The sequence below is a fragment of the Burkholderia sp. AU18528 genome (assembly GCF_002223215.2).
GTDB classification, from domain to species: Bacteria; Pseudomonadota; Gammaproteobacteria; order Burkholderiales; family Burkholderiaceae; genus Burkholderia; species Burkholderia semiarida.
This window is the reverse complement of sequence record NZ_NKFC02000002.1, coordinates 248,183-269,329: the sequence shown is the minus strand read 5'-3', so window position 1 is coordinate 269,329 and position 21,147 is coordinate 248,183. Positions and strand designations below refer to the sequence as shown.

The following is a 21,147-nucleotide window of genomic DNA, read 5'->3' as shown; positions in this document are numbered from 1 at the left end:
CGTTGTCTCGTCATTTCGGCTTGCTAGACTCGTCGTCACCGGTCGCGGCATGCCCTGCCGCGCGACCGTCGCGCCGCCTGCCGGCGACGCGTGACGCGGCGAGCCGCGGCGGCCCGCCGTTTCCGCCCCTTTTCCGGAGAACGCTTCATGTCGAACATCGTCATCGTCTATCACAGCGGCTACGGTCACACGCAGAAACTGGCCGAGGCCGTGCACGCGGGCGCGCAGGACGCCGGCGCGAACGTGCGCCTGATCGCCGTCGGCGACCTCGACGACGCGGGCTGGGCCGCGCTCGACGCGGCCGACGCGATCGTCTTCGGCGCGCCGACCTACATGGGCGGCCCGTCGGCGCAGTTCAAGCAATTCGCCGATGCCACGTCGAAAGCGTGGTTCACGCAGAAGTGGAAGGACAAGATCGCCGCGGGCTTCACGAACTCGGCGACGATGAACGGCGACAAGTTCTCGACGATTCAATATTTCGTCACGCTGGCGATGCAGCACGGGATGGTGTGGGTCGGCACGAGCCTGATGCCGGCGAACTCGAAGGCGGCCACGCGCAACGACATCAACTATCTCGGCGGCTCCACGGGCCTGCTCGCGCAATCGCCGGCCGATGCGACGCCCGACGAGGGCCCGCTGCCGGGCGACCTCGAAACCGGCAAGGCATTCGGCCGGCGCGTCGCCGAAGCGACCGCCCGCTGGGACGCCGGCGCCCGCTGAGCACGCCCTCCCCCGGCCGCGCGCGTATCGGCGCGGGCATCAAAGGGACACGAAGACGGCCGCCGGCCGTCTTTTTTCGTCCCCCGCGGCCCAGCGCCGCCGGACGACGTCTTAAAATGGCGGTTTCAGGGCGCCGCGGCTCCCGTTTCATCCAGTGAGAGCGAAATGAGCACCAAAGTTTTTGTCGACGGCCAGGAAGGCACGACCGGCCTCAAGATCTTCGAATACCTGTCGGCACGCAGCGACATCGAGATCCTGCGCATCGAGGAAGCGAAGCGCAAGGACGTCGACGAGCGCCGCCGCCTGATCAACGCGTCGGACGTCACGTTCCTGTGCCTGCCGGACGTCGCGTCGCGCGAGTCCGCGTCGCTCGTCGAGAACCCGAACACCACGCTGATCGACGCGAGCACCGCGTTCCGCACGCATGCCGACTGGGCGTACGGCCTGCCGGAACTGACCCGCGCGCAGCGCGAGAAGATTCGCACGTCGAAGCGCATCGCGGTGCCCGGCTGCCATGCATCGGCGTTCGTGCTCGCGATGCGTCCGCTCGTCGACGCGGGCATCGTCGCGCCGACGTTCGCCGCGCACAGCTACTCGATCACCGGCTACAGCGGCGGCGGCAAGTCGATGATCGCCGAATACGAAAACGCCGCGCCGGGCGGCAAGCTCGCGAGCCCGCGCCCGTACGCGCTCGGCCTCGCGCACAAGCACCTGCCGGAAATGGCCGCGCACACGGGCCTCGCGAACGCACCGATCTTCACGCCGATCGTCGGCCCGTTCCTGAAGGGCCTCGCGGTGACGACCTACTTCACGCCCGAGCAGCTCGCGAAGCGCGCGACGCCGCAGGACGTGCAGCGCGTGTTCGCCGAGTACTACGCGGACGAGGCGTTCGTGCGCGTCGCACCGTTCGACGCGGACGCGAACCTCGACGGCGGCTTCTTCGACGTGCAGGCGAACAACGACACGAACCGCGTCGACCTGTTCGTGTTCGGCAACGCGGAGCGCTTCGTCACCGTCGCGCGCCTCGACAACCTCGGCAAGGGCGCGTCGGGCGCCGCGATCCAGTGCATGAATCTCAACATCGGCGCGGCCGAGGACGCAGGCCTCAAACGCTGATTCAGCCTCGCATCCCATGCAAAGCCGGCCACTGGCCGGCTTTTTATTTACCCGTATCAGGCAATATATAAAAACGCCGGATCGCGCATTTACAAATATTTACAAGCTTTCCATTGCGCGATTATCCGCGAATTAATCCAGCCCCTCCTTATCCAGTCAATCCCGAATAGGGATAAACCGGATACCCGTCAATTCAAACGCTGCCGTTATACGCGGGAAGGCGTTGCGAGAGCCTGCCGAGCGTCGCGCACGCCCCACTCCGGCAGCTTTCGACAGCCTGTCTCGCGTTTAAATTCTTACCAATAGCCTTATCAGGAAAGGATTCAATTGGCAGATCCCGTTTCAATCGCCTTTTTTAGACGGGTTCATCAATTGACAGCAAAAACACAGGCAGCGACATTAGCTCGCACAATTAAACGATTGGAGACAGCGGCATGTCGCACACCTTATCGAAGGGGGTGGCAACGGCCTTTGCCATTGCCCCTTTCCTGGTTGCATGTGGCGGGGGGGACTCCGGCGGCGCGCTCGCGCCGATCGATGCGCCCCAATGTTCCGGCTCGAGCTGCGGCCCGCAAGGGCAGCCGCCTTCGCAGCCGATCAACGGCGCATTGTGCCCGGCCAACGCGGACATCGTGAAGAGCACGTATCTCGGCGGCGCCGGTAGCGGCGAGATCGTCAGCGTCAACATCGACGCGGTCGCGATGACCTACACGCTCAAGTGGCTCGAATCGCCGATTCCGCTGAAGACGGGCACCGTCACGCCGAGCCGCGTCGGCACGACCATCACCGGCAAGGTCGTTCATCCGCCGACCGGCACGCTGCCGACCGCCGAGCAGACGCGCTGCGCGTTCGTCCTCACGCCGGGCACGGGCCCCGCGCCGGACGGCTCGACGTATTCGACGGCCGCCGACTTCAACCAGGCGAACCCGCCGATGCTGCTGGTCGGCATGGGCGTGGCGGGCGGCGGCATTCCCGGCGCGACGATCCAGTACGACGGGCTGACGATCATCCCCGGCGTCGTGCAGAACGTCGGCCAGGTGCCGAACCGTCACTTCGACTTCTATCCGTTCCTCGGCTTCGCGAACACGACGACCGACCTCTCGAAGCTGCCGGGCACGTACAACGCGCTGCTCTATCACCTCGTGCCGTCGGGCAACTACGCGACGAAGGGCTCGAACTCGAGCGAGACGTTCGATGCGAACGGCGCGTGCACGTCGAGCGGGGCGGGCGGCTGCCAGACGACCGGCGATCCGTGGAAGGCAAGCGCGAAGGGCGGCTACTTCGACAGCGCCAAGGCGCCGCAGACACTGCCGCAGACGCAACTGCCGATTGTCGGCGCGACCGGCAAGTCGGCGACCGCGCACATGGTGATCGGCCAGCTCAACGGCGCGACGGTGCCGGTGATCGTGCGCACGGGCAACGTGAACCTCGGCACGCCGCCGCTGCACCTCGATGCGCAGGTCGACGACGAATCGGGCATCGCGGTGCTCGGCGCGGCGACGGCGATCACGTCGGGCGCGATCGACGGCGGTTACGCGGGCGCGGACTCGAACTTCAAGTACACGGCCGCGCTGATCCGCGGCGGCAATGCGTCGTTCATCAACCCGTCCACGCAGGCCGAGGAAGACGGCTTCACGCTCGACTACGGCCAGACGACGCCGGGCCTGCTGAACGCGAAGACCGCCCCGCCGAGCGGCGCGAGCTACCCGTCGGCATCGGGCGTGGTGATCGCGACGGGCGGGCTGTACGCGGCGTTGATCCAGGGCACGGTGAACGGCGGCGTCACGGCGACGTCGGCGAATTCGACGACGTCGTCGACCCCGTACTTCGGCGTGGGCGCGCAGATCAGCAAGTAGCGATCGAGGACGCGGCGGCCGGCCTGCCGCCGCGCGTTGCAGGGAAGGCACGAAGGCGCCCGGCACGGCGCGGGCAGGACGAGCACGACCAACAGAAGCGGCCGACAGGGAGCTGGCCGCCACACAAGACAAATCTGGAGGAGCAACATGAAGCGCAACCTCATTCTGGCGGCCGCTGCCGCCGCCCCCCTTCTTTCCGCTTGCGGCGGCGGCAGCGACAATCCGCCGCCGCTCGTCGAGGAGCGGCTTTGCCCCGCCACGCTCGACTACAACACCGTGTTCACGGGCGGCGCGGGCAGCGGCGAACTCGCGAAAGTCCAGCTCGACACGACCAAGATGACCTGGCAGGTCACCTATGTCGAATCGCCGGTGCCGCAAAAGACCGGCACCGTCGTGCCGACCCGCGCGGGCACGGTCGACAGCGGCACGCTCACGCAGGAAACGCTGCTGCCGACCAACAAGCTGAACCAGTGCGCGTTCCGCCTGAACGGCGGGAGCCTCGATGCGTCGCGTCCGGCGCGCATCTTCGTCGGCTTCGGCGTCGCGGGCGGCACGATTCCCGGCAAGGAGATCCAGTTCGACGGCGTGCTCGGCCAGGCCGCGGTGCCCGACACGAAATTCCCGTACTACCCGTTCATCGGCTTCTCGTCGATCGAAACGGACATCACGAAGGTCGCGGGCACGTACAGCCACATCGGCTTCGGCGAAGTGCCGTCGCAGAAATTCGCGCCGGCGTCGATCGACGCGAAGGTGACGATCAACGCGGACGGCACGTGGACCAAGTGCGACACGACCGGCCAGTTCGCCGGCGGCGCGTGCACGCAGCAGGGCACGAACTTCGTGCAGTCGGCCGACGGCAGCGGCGCGTTCCAGTCGAACAACTACGCGAGCCAGATGAAGCCGACGCTATCGGCCACGCCGCAGGGCAAGGGCTTCATGATCGTCGGCAAGCTGCGCAACCAGCTCGTGCCGATCCTCGTGCGCACGGGGGTCGCGAACCCGAACCCGACGCCGGACAGCAACGGCGTGCCGGGCCTGACCGCCGACGACGAATCGAGCATCTCGATCCTCGCGCCGCAGACGGCCGTCGCGGCCGGTTCGCAGAACGGCGAGTACATCGGCGTCGACAGCCAGTTCGATTACCGCACCACCGCGCTGATCGACAAGCAGGCCACGCTGCTCGATCCGTTCCAGCCGTCGCAGGCGTCGCTCACGCGAGTGCTCGACCTCGACTACACGCAGAAGGTGCCGGGCACGGTCACGACGATCCACACGGGTTCGGGAAGCACGTCGCCGACCGGCAAGTTCATCTTCTCGGGTGGCGTGTTCGGTTTCCTCGACAACGCGGGATCGACGCCGTATTTCACGATCGGCGCATTCGTCCAGTAAGCGGAGGGGAAAGCCGTGATGAAGAAAACCCTTCTCTGCGCGGCGGCCGGCGCCGCCGCCGTGGCGCCGCTCGCCGCGCACGCGCAGAGCGCCGGCAGCAACGTCGTCACGCTGGGCTGGTTCCACATCATGCCGCAGCAGAGCAGCACGCCGATGACGACCAACGTCGCGCCGACGCCGATCAACACGCCGCTGCGGCTGCCGCCGTCGTTCACGTCGGCGGGCACCGGGCTGCACACGAGCGGCGCCGACACGGTCGGCCTGACGGTCAGCCACTTCCTGACCGACCACATCGCGGTCACGTCGGTGGCCGGCGTGCCGCCGGTGTTCAAGGTGTCGGGCCAGGGCACGATCAAGCCGCCGGGCCCGGCGGGCGCGCTCGGCACGCAGAACATCGGGCTCGGGTCGGTCAACCCGATCGTGAAGAGCGTGCGGCAGTGGAGCCCGGCGGTGATCCTGCAGTACTACTTCGGGCAGGCGACCGCGAAATTCCGGCCGTTCCTCGGCCTCGGCGTGTCGTACAACTGGTTCAGCGACCTGCAGCTCAACACGAACTTCATCAAGCAGACGCAGGACAACCTCGGCGCGATCCTCGCGGCGGGCGCGGGCAAGCCGGGAACGACCTCGGTGGAGGCGAAGGCGTCGTCGTCGTGGCAGCCGGTGTTCAACGCGGGCCTGCAGTACAACCTGACGGAACACTTCGGGCTGGTCGCGTCGGTGACCTACATCCCGCTGAAGACGACGTCGACGGTGACGATCAAGGCAGCCGACGGCTCGGTGCTCGCCGAGTCGAAATCGGATCTGAAGGCGGACCCGATCATCAGTTACGTCGGGATGACGTACAAGTTCTGAGCGCGGCGACTGCCGGCGCGAATGGATGGCCGCGACACAATCGCAGGCAAAAAAAAGCCCGCCTAAGCGGCGGGCTGAATCCATATCAGAGGAGACATGGAGGAGACAGGTGTCACTATAGCGAATCGGTTTCCGCAATGCAACATTTCCGTAGAGAAAATAAGGATTTTCCCTCGAACGCGGCCTCTAATTCACCGTGACGGCGCCTGACCCCTTTCCGTTCTCCCGTTCGAGCACCTCGCCCAGCGCGTCGCGCAGCAGCGCGACAGGCCGCGTGAGACGGCCCGGCAACGTGCCGTGCACGATCCATACGTTGATTCGCGTTTCCAGCCCCGCCGTTTCCACCACCCTCAGCGCGTCGCGATGCGCGCTGCGCGCCAGCGCGTTCGGCGCGGCGATGCCGATGCCGGCGCCGCGCGCGACGAGCGACAACTGCAGCTCCGAGCCGAACGCTTCCACCGCGACGTCGAACGGCAGCCCGGCCGCGCCGAGCGCGCGGCTCAGCGCCGAGCGCATCCCGCAGCCGTCCTGGCTCAGCACCCACGGAAAACCGGACAGCGTGTCGAGCGACAGCGGGCCGTCCGGCAGCGGGAAATCGCGCGCGGCGACGAGCACCGTCGGCTGCGTGGCGAGCAGCGTCGCCGTCAATGCGTCGGGCAGCGCCGCGCTCGCTGGCACCATCACGGTCGCGACGTCGAGCGCGCCGCGCTCGATGCCCTGCACCAGCGCGGGCGACCACCCGGCCGTCACGCGCAGCGTGAGGCGCGGGAACGCCTCGCGCAGCCGGTCGATCGGCCGCTCGAGCGCGAGCTCGGACAGGAACGGCGGCACGCCGATGCGCAACTCGCCCGACGGCTCGCCGTTCGGCGCGCCCGCCGCCATCAGCTCGTCGACCGCGCCGAGCACGTTGCGCGCGAGCGCGTAGACGTCGCGCCCGGCGGCGGTCGGCTTCAGCGGCTTGCTCTGCCGTTCGAGCAACGGCACGCCGAGCAGCGTCTCGAGGTTCTGCACACGCCGCGTCAGGCCCGGCTGCGTCAGGTGGAGTTTCGCGGCCGCGGCCACCATCGACCCGCTGTCGACGACCGCGACGAAGGCCTGGAGATCACGCGTATTCAAAACAAACTCGCATAATCATGTTAGACATATTTCAATTGTCGCATAAACATCAGGCACCTAGGATGGGAATTCCTTCGACCCACCACCCGGCCTCCCGATGAACTGCCCTGCCAGCCGCTGCCCTGCCCCCGTTTCCCCGTCCGTCGCCGCGCCGCCCGCGCTGAGCACCGGCATGACGCTGTTCTTCGCCGCGACGGTCGGCGTGATCGTGACGAACCTGTTCGCCGCGCAACCGCTGACCGGCCCGATCAGCGCGGACCTGCACCTGCCGCCCGGCCTCGCCGGCCTCGTCGCGATGCTGCCGCAGCTCGGCTACGCGGCCGGGCTCGCGTTGCTCGTGCCGCTGGTCGACCTGCTCGAGAACCGCCGCCTGATCGTCGCGACGCTCGCCGTCTGCGCGGCCGCGCTCGCGCTGCCCGCCTTCACGCGCTCGGGCACCGTGTTCCTGCTCGCGACGCTCGCGGCCGGCGCCGCGTCGAGCGTGATCCAGATGCTGGTGCCGATGGCCGCGTCGATGTCGCCCGAAGCTCAGCGCGGCCGCGCGGTCGGCAACGTGATGAGCGGGCTGATGCTCGGGATCCTGCTGTCGCGGCCGCTCGCGAGCCTGATCGCGGGCTCGGCCGGCTGGCGCGCGTTCTATCTGCTGGCCGCGCTCGCGAACGCGGCGATCGCCGTCGTGCTCGCGCTGCGCCTGCCGGCGCGCACGCCGTCGATCACGGCCAGCTACCGCGTGTTGCTCGCGTCGATGGGACGCCTGCTCGCCGACGAGCCGGTGCTGCGCCGGCATGCGCTGTCCGCCGCGCTCGCGATGGCCGCGTTCAGCGCATTCTGGACCGCCGTCGGGCTGCGGCTCGCGCAGCCGCCGTTCGTGCTCGACCTGCACGGGATCGCACTGTTCGCGTTCGCCGGCGCTAGCGGCGCGATCGTCACGCCGCTCGCCGGCCGCGCGGGCGACCGCGGCCACGGCGCGGCCGCGCAGCGGCTCGCGCACGGCACGATGCTCGCGGCCCTGACCGTGCTCGGGATCGCGGGCGCCGGCTGGTTCGGCTTCGATATGCACGCGCATCGCAGCCTCGCGCTCGCGCTGCTGGCCGGCGGCGCGGCGCTGCTCGACGCGGGCGTGATCGTCGACCAGACGATCGGCCGCCGCGCGATCAACCTGCTGAACCCGGCCGCGCGCGGACGCCTGAACGGGCTGTTCGTCGGGCTGTTCTTCATCGGCGGCGCGCTCGGCGCGGCGCTTGCGGGCAGCGCATGGGCATGGGGCGGCTGGAGCGCGGTGTGCGGCGTCGGGTTCGCGTTCGCCGGCGCGGCGGCCGGGTTCGGGCTGGTGGCCCGGCGCGCGGCGGGCGCCGCGGCGTTCAATCGCCCGCGTGCATAAGCGGGCAGCGGTGAAGCGGCGCTCGAAAGCCGAACGCCCCGCCCTCTCGCGAGGGACGGGGCGTTCGGTACGCCGGCGCGGGCCGGGAATCAGTGACGGACTAGCGCCATCATCGCGCCGAAGCCGACGAACAGCCCGCCCGTCAGCCGGTTGAACACCTTCGCGACGCTCTGGCTCTTCAGCGTGGCGCCGATGCGCGTGCCGAACGCCGCGTAGACGAGATACCAGCTCACCTCGATCACCGCGAACGTGACGACGAGGATGCCGAACTGCGGCAGCGTCGGCTCGGCCGCGTTGATGAACTGCGGCAGCAGCGCGGCCGCGAACAGGATCGCCTTCGGGTTGCTGCCCGCGACCAGGAAGCCGTTGCGGAACAGCGCCGCGCGCGATGCCGATGCCTGTTGCGACACGGCGTCGACGTCGGCCGCCGGCGCGTCGTCCACGCGTGCGCGCCACGCCTTCACGCCGAGATAGATCAGGTAGGCCGCGCCCGCGAAGCGCAACGCATTGAACATCGCCGGCCACGCTTCGAGCACCGCGCCGAGCCCGGCCGCGGAGACCGCGAGCATCAGCACCAGCGCGCTCAGGCAACCGGCCATCGTCGCGGACGAACGCCGCAGCCCGTGCCGCGCGCCGTGCGTCATCACGAGCAGCATGTTCGGGCCCGGAATCGCCGACACGACGAATACCGTCGCCACGAAAAGCCACCACGTATGCAAGTTCATGACTGCCTCTGCCTGAAATGGACGGAAAACGAACTGCCGATTATGCCGTGCATACGACGCTTGTGTCGCGTGTCAGCGGCCCGCGCGGCGCAGCGCGGCTTCGCCGAGCACCGCGAAATCCTGGTCGCCGCCGCCGTGCGCGAGCGCGTCGAGCAGGCTGTCGCGCACGACGCTCGCGACCGGCAGTGGCACCGACGTCGCGTCGCCGGCCTCCAGCGCGAGCCGGACGTCCTTCAGCCCGAGCCGCGCCTTGAAGCGCGCGGGCTCGTAGCGCCGCTCGGCGATCATCGCGCCGTAGCCTTCGTAGACGGGCCCCGGAAACACGCTGCTGGTGATCACGTCGAGGAAATCGCGCATCGCGACGCCGTGCGCGCCCAGCAGCGCGGATGCCTCGCCGAGCGTCTCGATCGCCGACGCGAGCGTGAAGTTCGCGGCGATCTTCGCGACGTTCGCGTGCTGCGGCAGCGAGCCGAACCGCCAGGTCTTCTGGCCGATCGCGTCGAACAACGGCTGCACGCGGTCGATCGCCTCGGCCGGGCCGCCGGCCATGATCGTCAGGCGCGCGGCGGCCGCGACGTCGGGCCGCCCCATCACCGGCGCGGCGACATAGTCGATGCCGCGCGACGCATGCGCGTGCGCGAGCGACTCGGCGAGCGCGACCGATACCGTCGCCATGTTCACGTGGATCAGCCCGCGCGGCGCCTGGGCCAGCAGCGCGTCGTCGAACACCGCGCGCGCGGCCGCATCGTCGCCGAGCATCGAGAACACGGCGTCGCCGCGGAACGCGTCGGCCGGCGTGTCGACGATCCGCGCGCCGAACGCCGCGAGCGGCTCGGCCCGCTCGCGCGAGCGGTTCCAGACCCGCACCGTGTGGCCCGCCTTCAGCAGGTTCGTCGCGATCGCCTGCCCCATTTCGCCCAGCCCGATAAACCCGAGATCCATCACCCGCTCCTTCGCTCCGTGAAGCCGCGAGTTAAACACAGATGCCGACGGTCTGCAGCGCCTGCCGCCTGCCGCCGGCCGGCCGGCGCGGTGCGATACTGCACGAATGGCGACCGCGACCTTCCGCTTTCACGGCGAACTGAACGCCTTTCTCGCGCGCCCGCGGCGCGATCGGGCGTTCGCCCACGCGTGCGCGCGCGATGCGACGGTGAAGCACGCGATCGAGGCGCTCGGCGTCCCGCATACCGAAATCGGCCGGCTGTGCGTGAACGACGCGCCGGCCGCGCTCGACCGCCCGCTCGACGACGGCGACCGCGTCGACGTCTTTCCCGAGCGCGCGCGGCCGGCGGCCAACGGTCCCACCGGACTGCCGCCGGCGTCATGGCGCTTCGTCGCCGACGCGCATCTCGGCGGCCTCGCGCAATTGCTGCGCCTCGCCGGCTTCGACACCTGCTACGACAACCACTACCGCGACGACGAACTCGCGGCGCTGGCCGAGCGCGAGCGCCGGATCGTGCTGACCCGCGACCGCGAGCTGCTCAAGCGGCGCGCGGTCGTGCGCGGCTGCTATCTCCATGCGCGGCAGCCGGCCGAGCAGTTGCGCGAACTGTTCGAGCGGCTCGATCTCGCCCCGCACATGCGGCCGTTCCGGCTGTGCCTGCGCTGCAACGCGCCGCTGCATCCGCTCGACGCGGCCGCCGCCGCGCCGCGCGTGCCGGCGGGCGTCCGGCAGCGGCAGCGGCGCTTCGTCGCGTGCGATGTGTGCCGGCGCGTGTTCTGGGAAGGCTCGCACTGGCGGCGCATGCGCACGGTGGTCGACGCGATGCGCGCGCCGCCGCCCGTTCGGCTCGACGAACCGGGCGAATCCGACGAACCCGGCGAATTCGGCGCCTGAAAAACAAAACCCCGCATGCCGGAGCATGCGGGGCTGGCCGATCGATGGCCGGCAACGCCGGCCGTGGCGGCGAACCGCTTAGTTCTGCGTGCCTGCGTCGTTCGTGCCGGCGGCCGATGCGGCTGCGGCCTTCGCCTGGCCCTTCTTCGAACCGTGGTGCTTCAGCTGGTGCTTCGGCTTGCTGTGATCCTTCTTGGCCGGTGCCGATGCGGCAGCCGGCGTGTCGGCTGCCGGCGCGGACGCCTGTGCGAATGCCGAAACCGATGCGAGCGCGAATGCCGCGGCGATGATCGAAGCGAGCGTCTTCTTCATTGTTTTTCCTTTAGCGGAGAAAAAATCAAACGTACCGGTAATTAAAGATGCGAGGCATTCGCACCGGAGCCCCAGGCCGCGAGGCCGGCTTTCGCCGTTCCGTCGCGACGAAACCTGACGCACTGGTTCCATAACGCACCGCGTTCGCGGCAAGTTGACACGTTGCCTGCATCCTCGGGTTTTCCCGGGGGCCGCCGCGTCGCCCGGTACTGGCAAGCCGCCGTCGCACCGCGCCGCAAACCGGCTCGCGCGGCGCCGGGGCGACGCTTATACTGGCGTCCATCCGTCCCTTTCCCCGGAAACCGGATCGCGGCCGGTCGCACGACCGCCGCCGTCTCGAGGCGCTCAAATTGCCCGATCACAATCTGGACAAACTGAAAATCGACCGGCGTCCGCTCGCACCGGCGCCGCGCCGGCGCCGGTGGGCGCGCTATGCGTTCGCCGCCGCGCTCGTCGTCGTCGCGATCGGCGCCGGCCTCGCGCTCACCGGCCGGCCAAGCGTCGACACCACGTCCGTCACGTCCGCCTACCCGTACCAGAACGACACGCAGCTCAATGCGACCGGCTACGTCGTGCCGCAGCGCAAGGCCGCGGTCGCGTCGAAGGGCCAGGGGCGCGTCGAGTGGCTCGGCGTGCTCGAAGGCACGCGCGTGAAGCAGAACGAGATCATCGCGCGCCTCGAAAGCAGCGACGTGCAGGCGTCGCTCGGGCAAGCCCGCGCGCAGGTGCAGGTCTCCCGCGCGAACCTCGGCGTCGCGCAGGCCGAGCTCAAGGATGCGGAGATCGCGTTGCGCCGCACGGCCGCACTCGCGCCGCGCGGGGCCGTGCCGGCCGCGCAGCTCGACACCGACACGGCCCGCGTGAACAAGGCGCGCGCGACGCTCGCCAGCGACCAGGCCGCGATCGCGTCGGCCGAAGCGAACGCGCAGGCCGCGCAGGTGGCGGTCGACCAGACGGTGATCCGCGCGCCGTTCGACGGCATCGTGCTCGCGAAGCACGCGAACGTCGGCGACAACATCACGCCGTTCTCGTCCGCGTCGGACAGCAAGGGCGCGGTCGTGACGATCGCCGACATGGAAACGCTCGAAGTCGAGGCCGACGTCGCCGAATCGAACATCGCGAAGATCCGCGCGGAGCAGCCGTGCGAGATCCAGCTCGACGCGCTGCCCGACATGCGCTTCGCGGGGCGCGTGTCGCGCATCGTGCCGACCGTCGACCGCTCGAAGGCCACCGTGCTCGTGAAGGTGCGCTTCGTCGACCGCGACGAGCGCGTGCTGCCCGACATGAGCGCGAAGATCGCGTTCCTGTCGAAGCCCGCGTCGCCGCAGGACCGGCAGCCGGTGACGGCCGTGCAGGCGAGCGCGGTGGTCGAGCGCGACGGCCGGCCGGTCGTGTTCGTCGTGAAGGACGACGCCGTGCATGCGGTGGCCGTGACGAAGGGCGCGCGGATCGGCGAGCTCGTCGCGGTGCGCGGCGTGAAACCCGGCGACACGGTCGTGCTCGCCCCGGGCGCGAAGCTGAAGGACGGCGCGAACGTGACCGTCGCGAAGAAGTAGCGCGCGTGAACGACGCCCAGCCGCCCCTCGTCGAGCTCAGCCACGTCGCGAAGTCGTACCGGCGCGGCAACCAGATCGTGCCCGTGCTGACCGACATCACGCTCGACATCGGCGAAGGCGACTTCGTCGCGCTGATGGGGCCGTCGGGCTCCGGCAAGAGCACGCTGCTGAACCTGGTGGCCGGCATCGACCGGCCCGACAGCGGCGAGCTGCGCGTCGGCGGCCTCGACATCTCGCAACTCGCCGAGGCGCAACTGGCCGAATGGCGCGCGGCGAACGTCGGCTTCATCTTCCAGTTCTACAACCTGATGCCCGTGCTCACCGCGTTCGAGAACGTCGAGCTGCCGCTGATGCTCACGCACCTGTCGCGCCGCGAGCGGCGCGAGCGCGTCGAGCTCGTGCTCGACATGGTGAATCTCGGCGATCGCACGAGCCATTACCCGTCCGAGCTGTCGGGCGGCCAGCAGCAGCGCGTCGCGATCGCGCGCGCATTGATCACCGATCCGGTGCTGATCGTCGCCGACGAGCCGACCGGCGACCTCGACCGCGCGTCGGCCACCGACGTGCTCGCGATGCTGCAGCGGATGAACGCCGAGCTCGGCAAGACGATCATCATGGTGACGCACGACGCGCACGCGGCCGGCGCCGCGCGCTCGCTCGTCCATCTGGAAAAGGGGGAGCTGATCGATGGGCACGCCGGCTGAGCGGCGGCGGGAGCGCGCGCCGTGTATGTGCTGAAGCTGATCGCGCGCAATGCGCTGCGGCACCGGCTGCGCACGCTGCTGACCGTGCTCGGGCTCACGATCGCCGTGCTCGCGTTCGGGCTGCTGCACACCGTCGTCGACGCGTGGTACGCGGGCGCGGCGGCCGCGTCCAGCGGACGGCTCGTCACGCGCAACGCGATCTCGCTGGTGTTTCCGCTGCCGGTGAGCTACGAGAACCGGATCCGCGGCGTCGACGGCGTGACGGCCGTGGTCCGCTCGAACTGGTTCGGCGGCATCTACCGCGATCCGAAGAACTTCTTCGCGAGCTTCGCGGTGTCGGAGAACTACCTCGACCTGTATCCGGAATTCATCCTGCCCGCGCAGCAGCGCGCCGACTACGACCGCGACCGCCGCGGCTGTCTCGTCGGCCGGCAGCTCGCGACGCAGTTCGGCTTCAAGGTCGGCGACGTGATCCCGCTGAAGGGCACGATCTATCCGGGCACGTGGGATTTCGTCGTGCGCGGGATTCTCGACGGCCGCGACGATTCGACGATCACGCGCCAACTGGTGTTCCACTGGGATTACCTGAACGAGACGGTGCGCAAGCGCACGCCGAAGCAGGCCGACCAGGTCGGCGTGTTCGTGCTCGGCGTCGCGAACCCCGACGACGGCGCCGCGATCGCGCGCAACGTCGACGCGGTGTTCAAGAACTCGCTCGCCGAAACGCTGACCGAGACCGAGCAGGCGTTCCAGCTCGGCTTCGTCGCGATGTCGAACCAGATCATCGCGGCGATTCGCCTGGTGTCGTACGTGGTGATCCTGATCATCATGGCCGTGATGGCCAACGCGATGGCGATGAGCGCGCGCGAGCGCACGGCCGAATACGCGACGTTGAAGGCGCTCGGCTTCGGCCCCGGGTTTCTCGCGCTGATCGTGTTCGGCGAATCGGTCGTGATCGCGGTGGTCGGCGGCGCGCTCGGGATCCTCGCGACGCCGCCCGCCGCGAGCCTGTTCAAGCAGGCGGCAGGCGGCATCTTCCCGGTGTTCAAGGTATCGACCGGGACGGTCGTGCTGCAGGCCGCGTGCTCGGTCGCGGTCGGCCTCGCGGCCGCGCTCGTGCCGGCGTGGCAGGCGGCGCGCGTGCGCGTGGTCGAAGGCCTGCGGGCGATCGGATAGCGACGCACATGGCGATCCCGCTCACCTACATCGCGCGCAACCTGTGGACCCGGCGGCTGACCACCGCGCTCACCGCGGGCGGGATGGCGCTCGTGATCTTCGTGTTCGCGACGGTGCAGATGCTCGATGCGGGCCTCACGAAAACGCTCGTGTCGACCGGCGAACCCGACAACGCGGTGGTGATCCGCAAGGGCGCCGAGACCGAGATCCAGAGTTCGATCGACCATCAGCAGGCCAACGCGCTCGAGATGCACCCGGCCGTCGCGCTCGGCCCCGACGGCCGGCCGCTCGTGTCGAAGGAAGCCGTGGTGCTGATCTCGCTCGTGAAGACGTCGAGCGGCAAGCCGTCGAACGTCGTGATCCGCGGCGTGTCGCCGGCCGGCCTCGCGCTGCGTCCGCACGTGAAGCTCGCGGCCGGCCGGACCTTCGCGCCCGGCTCGTCGGAGATCGTCGTCGGCAGCGCGATCGCGAAAGGCTTCAGCGGCACGCAGCTCGGCGACCGCCTGCATTTCGCGCAGCGCGACTGGACCATCGTCGGCGTGTTCGACGCGGGCGGCAGCGGCTTCGATTCGGAGATCTGGGGCGACGTCGACCAGTTGATGCAGTCGTTCCGGCGCACCAGCTATTCGTCGATGGTGCTGCGCATTCCGAGCGCGGACGGCTTCGCGCGCTTCAAGGCCGACATCGACGTCGACCCGCGCCTGACCGACGAGGCCAAGCGCGAGCAGACCTTCTACGGCGACCAGTCGAAGGCGCTGTCGACGTTCATCAACATCCTCGGCATCACGCTGTCGACGATCTTCTCGATCGCCGCGATGATCGGCGCGATGATCACGATGTATGCGTCGGTCGCGAACCGCGTGGCCGAGATCGGCACGCTGCGCGCGCTTGGCTTCAAGCGCACCAACGTGCTCGCGGCGTTCCTGCTGGAGGCGCTGCTGCTCGGCTTCGTCGGCGGCGTCGCGGGGCTCGCGTGCGCGTCGCTGATGCAGTTCGCGTCGTTCTCGACGACCAACTTCCAGACCTTCTCGGACCTGTCGTTCCGCTTCGTGCTGACACCCGCGATCGTCGTGAAGACGCTCGTGTTCTCGCTCGTGATGGGGCTCGTCGGCGGGTTCCTGCCGGCGATGCGCGCCGCGCGGCTGAAGATCGTCGACGCGCTGCGCGCGCAGTGACGCGCGCCGCCGCTCACGTTCAACGTTCGCGCGGCACCCACGCGCCGTGGAACCCGGCCGGCACGCGCCGCGGCAGATGCACGGTCGCGACCGGCCCCGCGTCGATCGCGCGCGCATCGAGGATCACGACGTCGCTCGTATCCGTCGCCGCGCGGTAGACCATCACCAGCAGCCAGCCGTCGTCCTCGTCGGCGCCGCCCGGGCGCGGCACGAACACCGGCTCGCCGTTCTGGTCGCCGGCCGGCACCGCATAGTGCATCGTCGTGCCGCGCGCGTGGTCGAAGCGCATCACGCCGCGCATTTCCGCGTTGTTCGGCTGCTCGGCCGCGTACAGATAGCGATAGCGGCGGCCGGTGCGGGTTTCGTTGATGCGCGGCAGCTCGATGCCGCCGTCGGCGAGCGGCCCTTCGTCGACCAGCCCGTTCGCCGTATCGATCACATAGCGCCACAGCTCGCCGACCGGGTTGTCGGCGAAGCGGCCAGTGCGCGCGTCGAGCCGCAGGAACGACGGATAGCGCACCGCGTCGAGCACGATGCACGATGCGTCGCAGTCGTACGCGTTGACGACGTGCTGGATGAAACACGGCTCGACGTCGAACCAGCGCACGTCGCCGCCGTGGCGCGGCAGCACGCCGATGCGCGCGGGCCGGTCGTCGTGCCAGCGCAGCGGCATCCGGTGGCCCTGCTTCAGCAGCGAGAAGTCGTAGCCGACGTTCAGGTCGAGCAGCAGGCTGCGGGTTTCGGTGATCGCGAGGTCGTGCATCATCGACGGCGCGCCCAGCTCGATCTCGAGATCGACGCGCTTCACGCCCGTCGCGTCGATCACACCGTAGCGCAGCCAGGGTGCACGCCAGTCCGCGCGGAACAGGATCAGCTCGTCCGTTGCCGGGTCGACCTTCGGATGCGCGGTCATCCCGCCGCCGAAGCCCGCGTGCCGCGCCGGCATGCCGAGAGAATCGAGCGCGGCGGTGATCGCGAGCGGCGCGCCGCCCTCGGCCAGCGCGAGCAGTTCGCCCGCATGCTGCAGCACGTTCACGTTCGGATTGGTGTCGGGCAGATGCGGCGCCTGCGCGGGCGCGTGCACGGCGGCCCAGCGCCGCGTGCGCGCCCAGCGGTTCCGGTAGCCGGCCGCGCGGCCGTCGTCGAACGCGATCGCGTGCAGCATCGCGGCCTCCGGCCACCACGACAGCACGTCGTTGCCGTCGAAGCGGCCGCCCGGCGGGTTCGGGCCGTTGCGCAGCAACGTGCCGTCGAGTTCGCGCGGAAGGGTGCCCGTCACGCGCAGGTCGAAGAAGTCGACTTCGTCGGCAACCGGCGCGATCGCGCCGCGGTTCAGGTCGAATACGGTCATCGCATCGGCGCTCCGTCAGCAGTCTTCGGCGGCCGGCGGCAGATCGCCGCGCGCCAGCGCGAGCGCATGGTTGCGCACGTCGTCCGGCCAGCCGGCGATCAGCTCGGCCAGCCGCGCCGGGTCGTTCGCATACAGCGCCCGCGCGGCCTCCTCGAAACCGGGCAGGTCGCCCGCCATCGCGGACATGAAGTGGTACGCGCGCGCCTGCGCGTCGCGGCGCCGGTCGGCCGCCGCATGCGTGCGCCGCGCGTCCTCGACCAGCTTGCGCAGCGCCACCGACGCGCCGCCCGGCTGCGCGCCGAGCCATTCCCAGTGACGCGGCAGCAGCGTGACCTCGCGCGACACCACGCCGAGCTTCGGCCGGCCGCGGCCGCGCTGTTCGCCGGCGCCCGCGCCTGCCGGCTCGCCGGCGCCGCCGGACGCTCCAGATGCGCCGCCCAACGGCACCGCATAGCGCGCGCGGACGTCGTCCGCGGTGCCGCGCAGGTCGAGGTCGATCGAGCGGCCGGTCGCGTCGTCGAAGATCAGGATCGTGCCGGACGCCGCGTCGCCGGCCGCCTGCCGGACCGCGAGCGCGACCGTCGCGAGCGGGCCCGACGCGAGCCGCCGGTGGCCGTCGAAGGCCGTGTACGAAGGAAGGAGCGTGGAAGCGGTCATCGTGGTCCCCACAGGCTGAAATCGGAATGTCGCTATTTTTATCCGGGTATTAATTGGATGTCAATATTATCCGGGTAAAAACATCGCCCTCATCGGGTTCCCATCCTGCGGGGTCGACCGGGGAACCTCGGCCGATCGATTCAAATGCTGAATCGATCAAGTCAGCAATTGGCATGAAAACGCAAGTTTCGACATGACAGAATGGCCCGGACGCCCTCGCATCGGCGTCCGGTGCCCGGCCTCCCGCCGGCGGCATCCACCCACATCACGCGCGCACCGACGCGCCTGCCGCACGACGGCACCTTCCGCCCTTCGGAGGAGACAAGTCATGAATCCGCTTCACGCGCTGCCGGCGTCCGCGTCGGCAACGGCCCGGCGCACCCGCGTGCGCTGGCTGGTGCTCGCCGTCCTGTTCGCGGTCACGACGATCAACTACGCGGATCGTGCGGCCATCGCGATCGCGGGCCCGAGCCTCGCCCGCGCGCTGCACCTGAGCCACGTGCAGATGGGCTTCATCTTTTCCGCGTTCGGCTGGTCGTACGTGGTCGCGCAACTGCCGGGCGGCTGGCTGCTCGACCGCTACGGATCGCGCATCGTCTACGCATTCAGCATCTTCTTCTGGTCGCTGTTCACGCTGCTGCAGGGCGGCATCGGCTTCTTCGGCGGCGCGGCCGCGTTCGCGCTGCTGTTCGGGCTGCGGTTCCTGGTCGGCGCGGCCGAGGCGCCGTCGTTCCCCGCCAACAGCCGGATCGTGTCCGCGTGGTTCCCGGCCGCCGAACGCGGCACCGCGTCGGCGATCTTCAACGCCGCGCAGTACGCGGCGACCGTCGTGTTCGCGCCGCTGATGGGCTGGCTCGTGCACGCGTTCGGCTGGCAGGCGGTGTTCGCGGTGATGGGCGTGCTCGGCTTCGCGTTCGTGCTGGTGTGGAACCGCACGATGTACGACCCGAAGGACCACCCGAGCATCAACCGCGCGGAACTCGACTACCTCGCCGAAGGCGGTGCGCTCGTCAACATCGACCAGGCGACGGGCGGGCGCGACGGCGGCCCGTCTATGCGCCACGTGAAGGCGCTGCTGCGCAACCGGATGCTGGTCGGCGTATACGTCGCGCAGTACTGCATCAACGCGCTCACCTACTTCTTCATCACGTGGTTTCCCGTCTATCTGGTGCAGGCGCGCGGGATGTCGATCCTCAACGCGGGGCTCGTCGCGTCGATTCCCGCCGTGTGCGGCTTCCTCGGCGGGATTCTCGGCGGCGTCGTGTCCGATGCGCTGCTCAGGCAGGGCCGCTCGCTGTCGGTCGCGCGCAAGGTGCCGATCGTGATCGGCATGCTGCTGTCGATGTCGATGATCGTCTGCAACTACACCGATTCGCACGTGCTCGTCGTTCTGTTCATGGCGCTGTCGTTCTTCGGCAAGGGGCTCGGCGCGCTCGGCTGGGCCGTCAACGCCGACACCGCACCGCGCCAGATCGCCGGGCTGAGCGGCGCGCTGCTCAACACCTGCGGCAACCTTTCCAGCATCACGACGCCGATCGCGATCGGCTATATCGTCGACCGCAGCGGCTCGTTCAACGGCGCGCTCGTCTATGTCGTCGCGCATGCGCTCGTCGCCGTGATCTGCTACCTGTTCGTCGTCGGCGAGATCCGCCGCGTCGAGCTTCAATGAACCGCGCGGGCCGCGCCGGCGCGTCCGTCGGCCCGCGCGCCACCGGAACCAGGAGCGAACCGATGTCCGAACCCAGCCGTGCCGGCACCCCGCGCGTCACGCGCATGCAGGTGATTCCCGTCGCTGGCCGCGACAGCATGCTGCTCAACCTGTGCGGCGCGCACGCGCCGTACTTCACGCGCAACCTCGTGATCCTCGACGACAGCAGCGGGCATACGGGCGTCGGCGAAGTGCCGGGCGGCGAAGGCATCCGCCACGCGCTCGAGCGCATGACGGATCGCGTGGTCGGGCAGCCGATCGGGCGCTACCAGGCGACGCTCAACGCGGTGCGCGCGGCGCTGTCCGGCGCCGGTCCTGGCGCTGGCCGCACGATCCGCCACGAAGTGACGTCGGCCGGCGAGGCGGCCGTGCTGCGCCAGCCGCACGAGATCAACCTGCGGCTCGACAACGTGATCACCGCGATCGAGGCCGCGCTGCTCGACCTGCTCGGCCAGCATCTCGACGTGCCGGTCGCGGCGCTGCTCGGCGAAGGCCAGCAGCGCGACGCGGTACCGATGCTCGCGTACCTGTTCTACATCGGCGACCGGCGCCGCACCGATCTGCCGTATCGCGACGAGGCGCACGCTTCGGATGGCTGGTTCCGGCTGCGCAACGAAGCGGCGCTCACGCCGGCCGCGATCGCGCGGCAGGCCGAAGCGGCGGTCGAGCGCTACGGTTTCGCCGATTTCAAGCTGAAGGGCGGCGTGATGGCCGGCGCGGACGAGATGGAAGCGATCGCGGCGATCAAGGCGCGCTTTCCCGACGCGCGCACGACGCTCGATCCGAACGGCGCGTGGTCGCTCGACGAAGCCGTCGCGCTGTGCCGCGGGCAAGGCCGCCTGCTCGCGTACGCGGAAGATCCGTGCGGGCCGGAAGGCGGCTATTCGGGCCGCGAGGTGATGGCCGAATTCCGCCGCGCGACGGGGATCCCGACGGCGACCAACATGATCGCGACCGACTGGCGGCAGATGGATCACGCGGTGCGGCTGCAGGCGGTCGACATCCCGCTCGCCGATCCGCATTTCTGGACGATGCAGGGCTCGGTGCGGCTCGCGCAGCTGTGCCGCGACTGGGGGCTCACGTGGGGCTCGCACTCGAACAACCACTTCGACGTGTCGCTCGCGATGTTCACGCATGCGGCGGCGGCCGCGCCCGGCACGATCACCGCGATCGACACGCACTGGATCTGGCAGGAAGGCGACGCGCGGCTCACGCGCGAGCCGCTCGCGATCGTCGGCGGTAAGGTGGCCGTGCCGGAGCGGCCGGGGCTCGGCATCGAACTGGACATGGCACAGGTCGAGGCCGCGCATGCGCTGTACCGGCAGGTGGGCGGCACCGCGCGCGACGATGCGGTGGCGATGCGCTATCTGGTGCCGGGGTGGACTTACGATCCGAAGCGGCCGAGTTTCGGGCGCGGGTGACGGGGCGGTGTGCTGACGGGGGCGGTTGCCAAATACGGGAAACGGCCGCATCCTGCCGGCTGCCTGGATCGACCCGTGCGGCGGACGGTCGGGCG

Annotated in this window: 19 protein-coding genes; 13 read left to right on the top strand and 6 right to left on the bottom strand. The window is 69.6% G+C overall.

Going from position 1 to position 21,147, the window contains the following annotated elements; all coding sequences use genetic code 11:
* Positions 1–147 precede the first annotated feature (147 nt).
* The 5 genes from CFB52_RS01350 to CFB52_RS01330 all read left to right on the top strand — a co-directional run bounded on the left by CFB52_RS01350 (position 148) and on the right by CFB52_RS01330 (position 5,933).
* Positions 148–720, top strand: coding sequence for a flavodoxin family protein (locus CFB52_RS01350; protein WP_011546661.1), 573 nt, complete (start codon positions 148–150; stop codon positions 718–720).
* A 165-nt stretch (positions 721–885) separates the two neighbouring features.
* The gene (gene argC / locus CFB52_RS01345; RefSeq protein WP_059578210.1) at positions 886–1,836 is read left to right on the top strand and encodes an N-acetyl-gamma-glutamyl-phosphate reductase; all 951 of its coding nucleotides are present in this window, start codon (positions 886–888) and stop codon (positions 1,834–1,836) included.
* Positions 1,837–2,270: 434 nt separating this feature from the next.
* A complete protein-coding gene (locus CFB52_RS01340) occupies positions 2,271–3,692 on the top strand; it encodes a DUF2957 domain-containing protein (protein WP_099315974.1) in 1,422 nt (473 codons plus the stop codon).
* 147 nt (positions 3,693–3,839) lie between these two features.
* On the top strand, positions 3,840–5,081 hold the full coding sequence (locus CFB52_RS01335) for a DUF2957 domain-containing protein (protein ID WP_059578205.1): 1,242 nt from the start codon (positions 3,840–3,842) through the stop codon (positions 5,079–5,081).
* An 18-nt stretch (positions 5,082–5,099) separates the two neighbouring features.
* On the top strand, positions 5,100–5,933 hold the full coding sequence (locus CFB52_RS01330; RefSeq protein ID WP_027808338.1) for an OmpW family protein: 834 nt from the start codon (positions 5,100–5,102) through the stop codon (positions 5,931–5,933).
* Between the two features lie 186 nt (positions 5,934–6,119).
* Here CFB52_RS01330 and CFB52_RS01325 read toward each other — a convergent pair whose 3' ends face one another.
* The gene (locus CFB52_RS01325; RefSeq protein ID WP_059578201.1) at positions 6,120–7,049 is read right to left on the bottom strand and encodes a LysR family transcriptional regulator; all 930 of its coding nucleotides are present in this window, start codon (positions 7,047–7,049) and stop codon (positions 6,120–6,122) included.
* Positions 7,050–7,146: 97 nt separating this feature from the next.
* Here CFB52_RS01325 and CFB52_RS01320 point away from each other — a divergent pair, with 97 nt between their 5' ends.
* Complete coding sequence (locus CFB52_RS01320; protein WP_099315973.1) at positions 7,147–8,430, top strand: MFS transporter; 1,284 nt, start codon at positions 7,147–7,149, stop codon at positions 8,428–8,430.
* Positions 8,431–8,519: 89 nt separating this feature from the next.
* On the opposite strand, the gene CFB52_RS01315 is transcribed toward CFB52_RS01320, so the two are convergent.
* Entirely contained in the window at positions 8,520–9,155 is a 636-nt protein-coding gene (locus CFB52_RS01315; protein WP_059643694.1) for a LysE family translocator, read from the bottom strand.
* 72 nt (positions 9,156–9,227) lie between these two features.
* Entirely contained in the window at positions 9,228–10,136 is a 909-nt protein-coding gene (locus CFB52_RS01310) for an NAD(P)-dependent oxidoreductase (protein WP_226094309.1), read from the bottom strand.
* A 67-nt stretch (positions 10,137–10,203) separates the two neighbouring features.
* On the opposite strand from CFB52_RS01310, the gene CFB52_RS01305 reads away from it, so the two are divergent.
* Positions 10,204–10,992 carry a Mut7-C RNAse domain-containing protein gene (locus tag CFB52_RS01305; protein WP_060008770.1) on the top strand — a complete coding sequence of 263 codons (789 nt, stop codon included), beginning with the start codon at positions 10,204–10,206 and terminating at the stop codon, positions 10,990–10,992.
* Positions 10,993–11,070: 78 nt separating this feature from the next.
* On the opposite strand, the gene CFB52_RS01300 is transcribed toward CFB52_RS01305, so the two are convergent.
* Positions 11,071–11,304: a hypothetical protein gene (locus tag CFB52_RS01300; RefSeq protein WP_023477920.1), complete on the bottom strand. Its 234-nt coding sequence runs from the start codon at positions 11,302–11,304 to the stop codon at positions 11,071–11,073.
* A 350-nt stretch (positions 11,305–11,654) separates the two neighbouring features.
* Here CFB52_RS01300 and CFB52_RS01295 point away from each other — a divergent pair, with 350 nt between their 5' ends.
* From CFB52_RS01295 to CFB52_RS01280, 4 genes are read left to right on the top strand one after another with little or no spacing between them, the layout of a single operon-like run.
* Positions 11,655–12,860, top strand: a complete 1,206-nt coding sequence (locus CFB52_RS01295; RefSeq protein WP_059578187.1) for an efflux RND transporter periplasmic adaptor subunit — start codon at positions 11,655–11,657, stop codon at positions 12,858–12,860.
* A gap of 5 nt (positions 12,861–12,865) precedes the next feature.
* A complete protein-coding gene (locus CFB52_RS01290) occupies positions 12,866–13,564 on the top strand; it encodes an ABC transporter ATP-binding protein (protein WP_059578184.1) in 699 nt (232 codons plus the stop codon).
* Between the two features lie 21 nt (positions 13,565–13,585).
* On the top strand, positions 13,586–14,740 hold the full coding sequence (locus CFB52_RS01285) for an ABC transporter permease (RefSeq protein WP_060008773.1): 1,155 nt from the start codon (positions 13,586–13,588) through the stop codon (positions 14,738–14,740).
* Between the two features lie 8 nt (positions 14,741–14,748).
* Entirely contained in the window at positions 14,749–15,915 is a 1,167-nt protein-coding gene (locus CFB52_RS01280) for an ABC transporter permease (RefSeq protein ID WP_099315972.1), read from the top strand.
* A 19-nt stretch (positions 15,916–15,934) separates the two neighbouring features.
* On the opposite strand, the gene CFB52_RS01275 is transcribed toward CFB52_RS01280, so the two are convergent.
* A complete protein-coding gene (locus CFB52_RS01275) occupies positions 15,935–17,266 on the bottom strand; it encodes a carotenoid oxygenase family protein (RefSeq protein ID WP_099315971.1) in 1,332 nt (443 codons plus the stop codon).
* A gap of 15 nt (positions 17,267–17,281) precedes the next feature.
* Positions 17,282–17,923: a DUF2239 family protein gene (locus CFB52_RS01270; protein WP_099315970.1), complete on the bottom strand. Its 642-nt coding sequence runs from the start codon at positions 17,921–17,923 to the stop codon at positions 17,282–17,284.
* A gap of 328 nt (positions 17,924–18,251) precedes the next feature.
* Between CFB52_RS01270 and CFB52_RS01260 the strand changes: the two genes are divergently transcribed.
* Together CFB52_RS01260 and CFB52_RS01255 are read left to right on the top strand one after the other, a co-directional pair.
* On the top strand, positions 18,252–19,592 hold the full coding sequence (locus CFB52_RS01260) for an MFS transporter (RefSeq protein ID WP_059578171.1): 1,341 nt from the start codon (positions 18,252–18,254) through the stop codon (positions 19,590–19,592).
* A gap of 62 nt (positions 19,593–19,654) precedes the next feature.
* Positions 19,655–21,052 carry an enolase C-terminal domain-like protein gene (locus CFB52_RS01255; protein ID WP_099315990.1) on the top strand — a complete coding sequence of 466 codons (1,398 nt, stop codon included), beginning with the start codon at positions 19,655–19,657 and terminating at the stop codon, positions 21,050–21,052.
* Positions 21,053–21,147: the final 95 nt, after the last annotated feature.

Bases quoted from the DNA above. Each gene is read 5' to 3' on its own strand.
- CFB52_RS01330 (WP_027808338.1), top strand. From the start codon at position 5,100: ATGAAGAAAACCCTTCTCTGCGCGGCGGCCGGCGCCGCCGCCGTGGCG.
- CFB52_RS01340 (WP_099315974.1), top strand. From the start codon at position 2,271: ATGTCGCACACCTTATCGAAGGGGGTGGCAACGGCCTTTGCCATTGCC.
- argC (WP_059578210.1), top strand. From the start codon at position 886: ATGAGCACCAAAGTTTTTGTCGACGGCCAGGAAGGCACGACCGGCCTC.
- CFB52_RS01335 (WP_059578205.1), top strand. From the start codon at position 3,840: ATGAAGCGCAACCTCATTCTGGCGGCCGCTGCCGCCGCCCCCCTTCTT.
- CFB52_RS01280 (WP_099315972.1), top strand. From the start codon at position 14,749: ATGGCGATCCCGCTCACCTACATCGCGCGCAACCTGTGGACCCGGCGG.
- CFB52_RS01300 (WP_023477920.1), bottom strand. From the start codon at position 11,304: ATGAAGAAGACGCTCGCTTCGATCATCGCCGCGGCATTCGCGCTCGCA.
- CFB52_RS01320 (WP_099315973.1), top strand. From the start codon at position 7,147: ATGAACTGCCCTGCCAGCCGCTGCCCTGCCCCCGTTTCCCCGTCCGTC.
- CFB52_RS01255 (WP_099315990.1), top strand. From the start codon at position 19,655: ATGTCCGAACCCAGCCGTGCCGGCACCCCGCGCGTCACGCGCATGCAG.
- CFB52_RS01315 (WP_059643694.1), bottom strand. From the start codon at position 9,155: ATGAACTTGCATACGTGGTGGCTTTTCGTGGCGACGGTATTCGTCGTG.
- CFB52_RS01275 (WP_099315971.1), bottom strand. From the start codon at position 17,266: ATGACCGTATTCGACCTGAACCGCGGCGCGATCGCGCCGGTTGCCGAC.
- CFB52_RS01350 (WP_011546661.1), top strand. From the start codon at position 148: ATGTCGAACATCGTCATCGTCTATCACAGCGGCTACGGTCACACGCAG.
- CFB52_RS01305 (WP_060008770.1), top strand. From the start codon at position 10,204: ATGGCGACCGCGACCTTCCGCTTTCACGGCGAACTGAACGCCTTTCTC.
- CFB52_RS01270 (WP_099315970.1), bottom strand. From the start codon at position 17,923: ATGACCGCTTCCACGCTCCTTCCTTCGTACACGGCCTTCGACGGCCAC.
- CFB52_RS01260 (WP_059578171.1), top strand. From the start codon at position 18,252: ATGAATCCGCTTCACGCGCTGCCGGCGTCCGCGTCGGCAACGGCCCGG.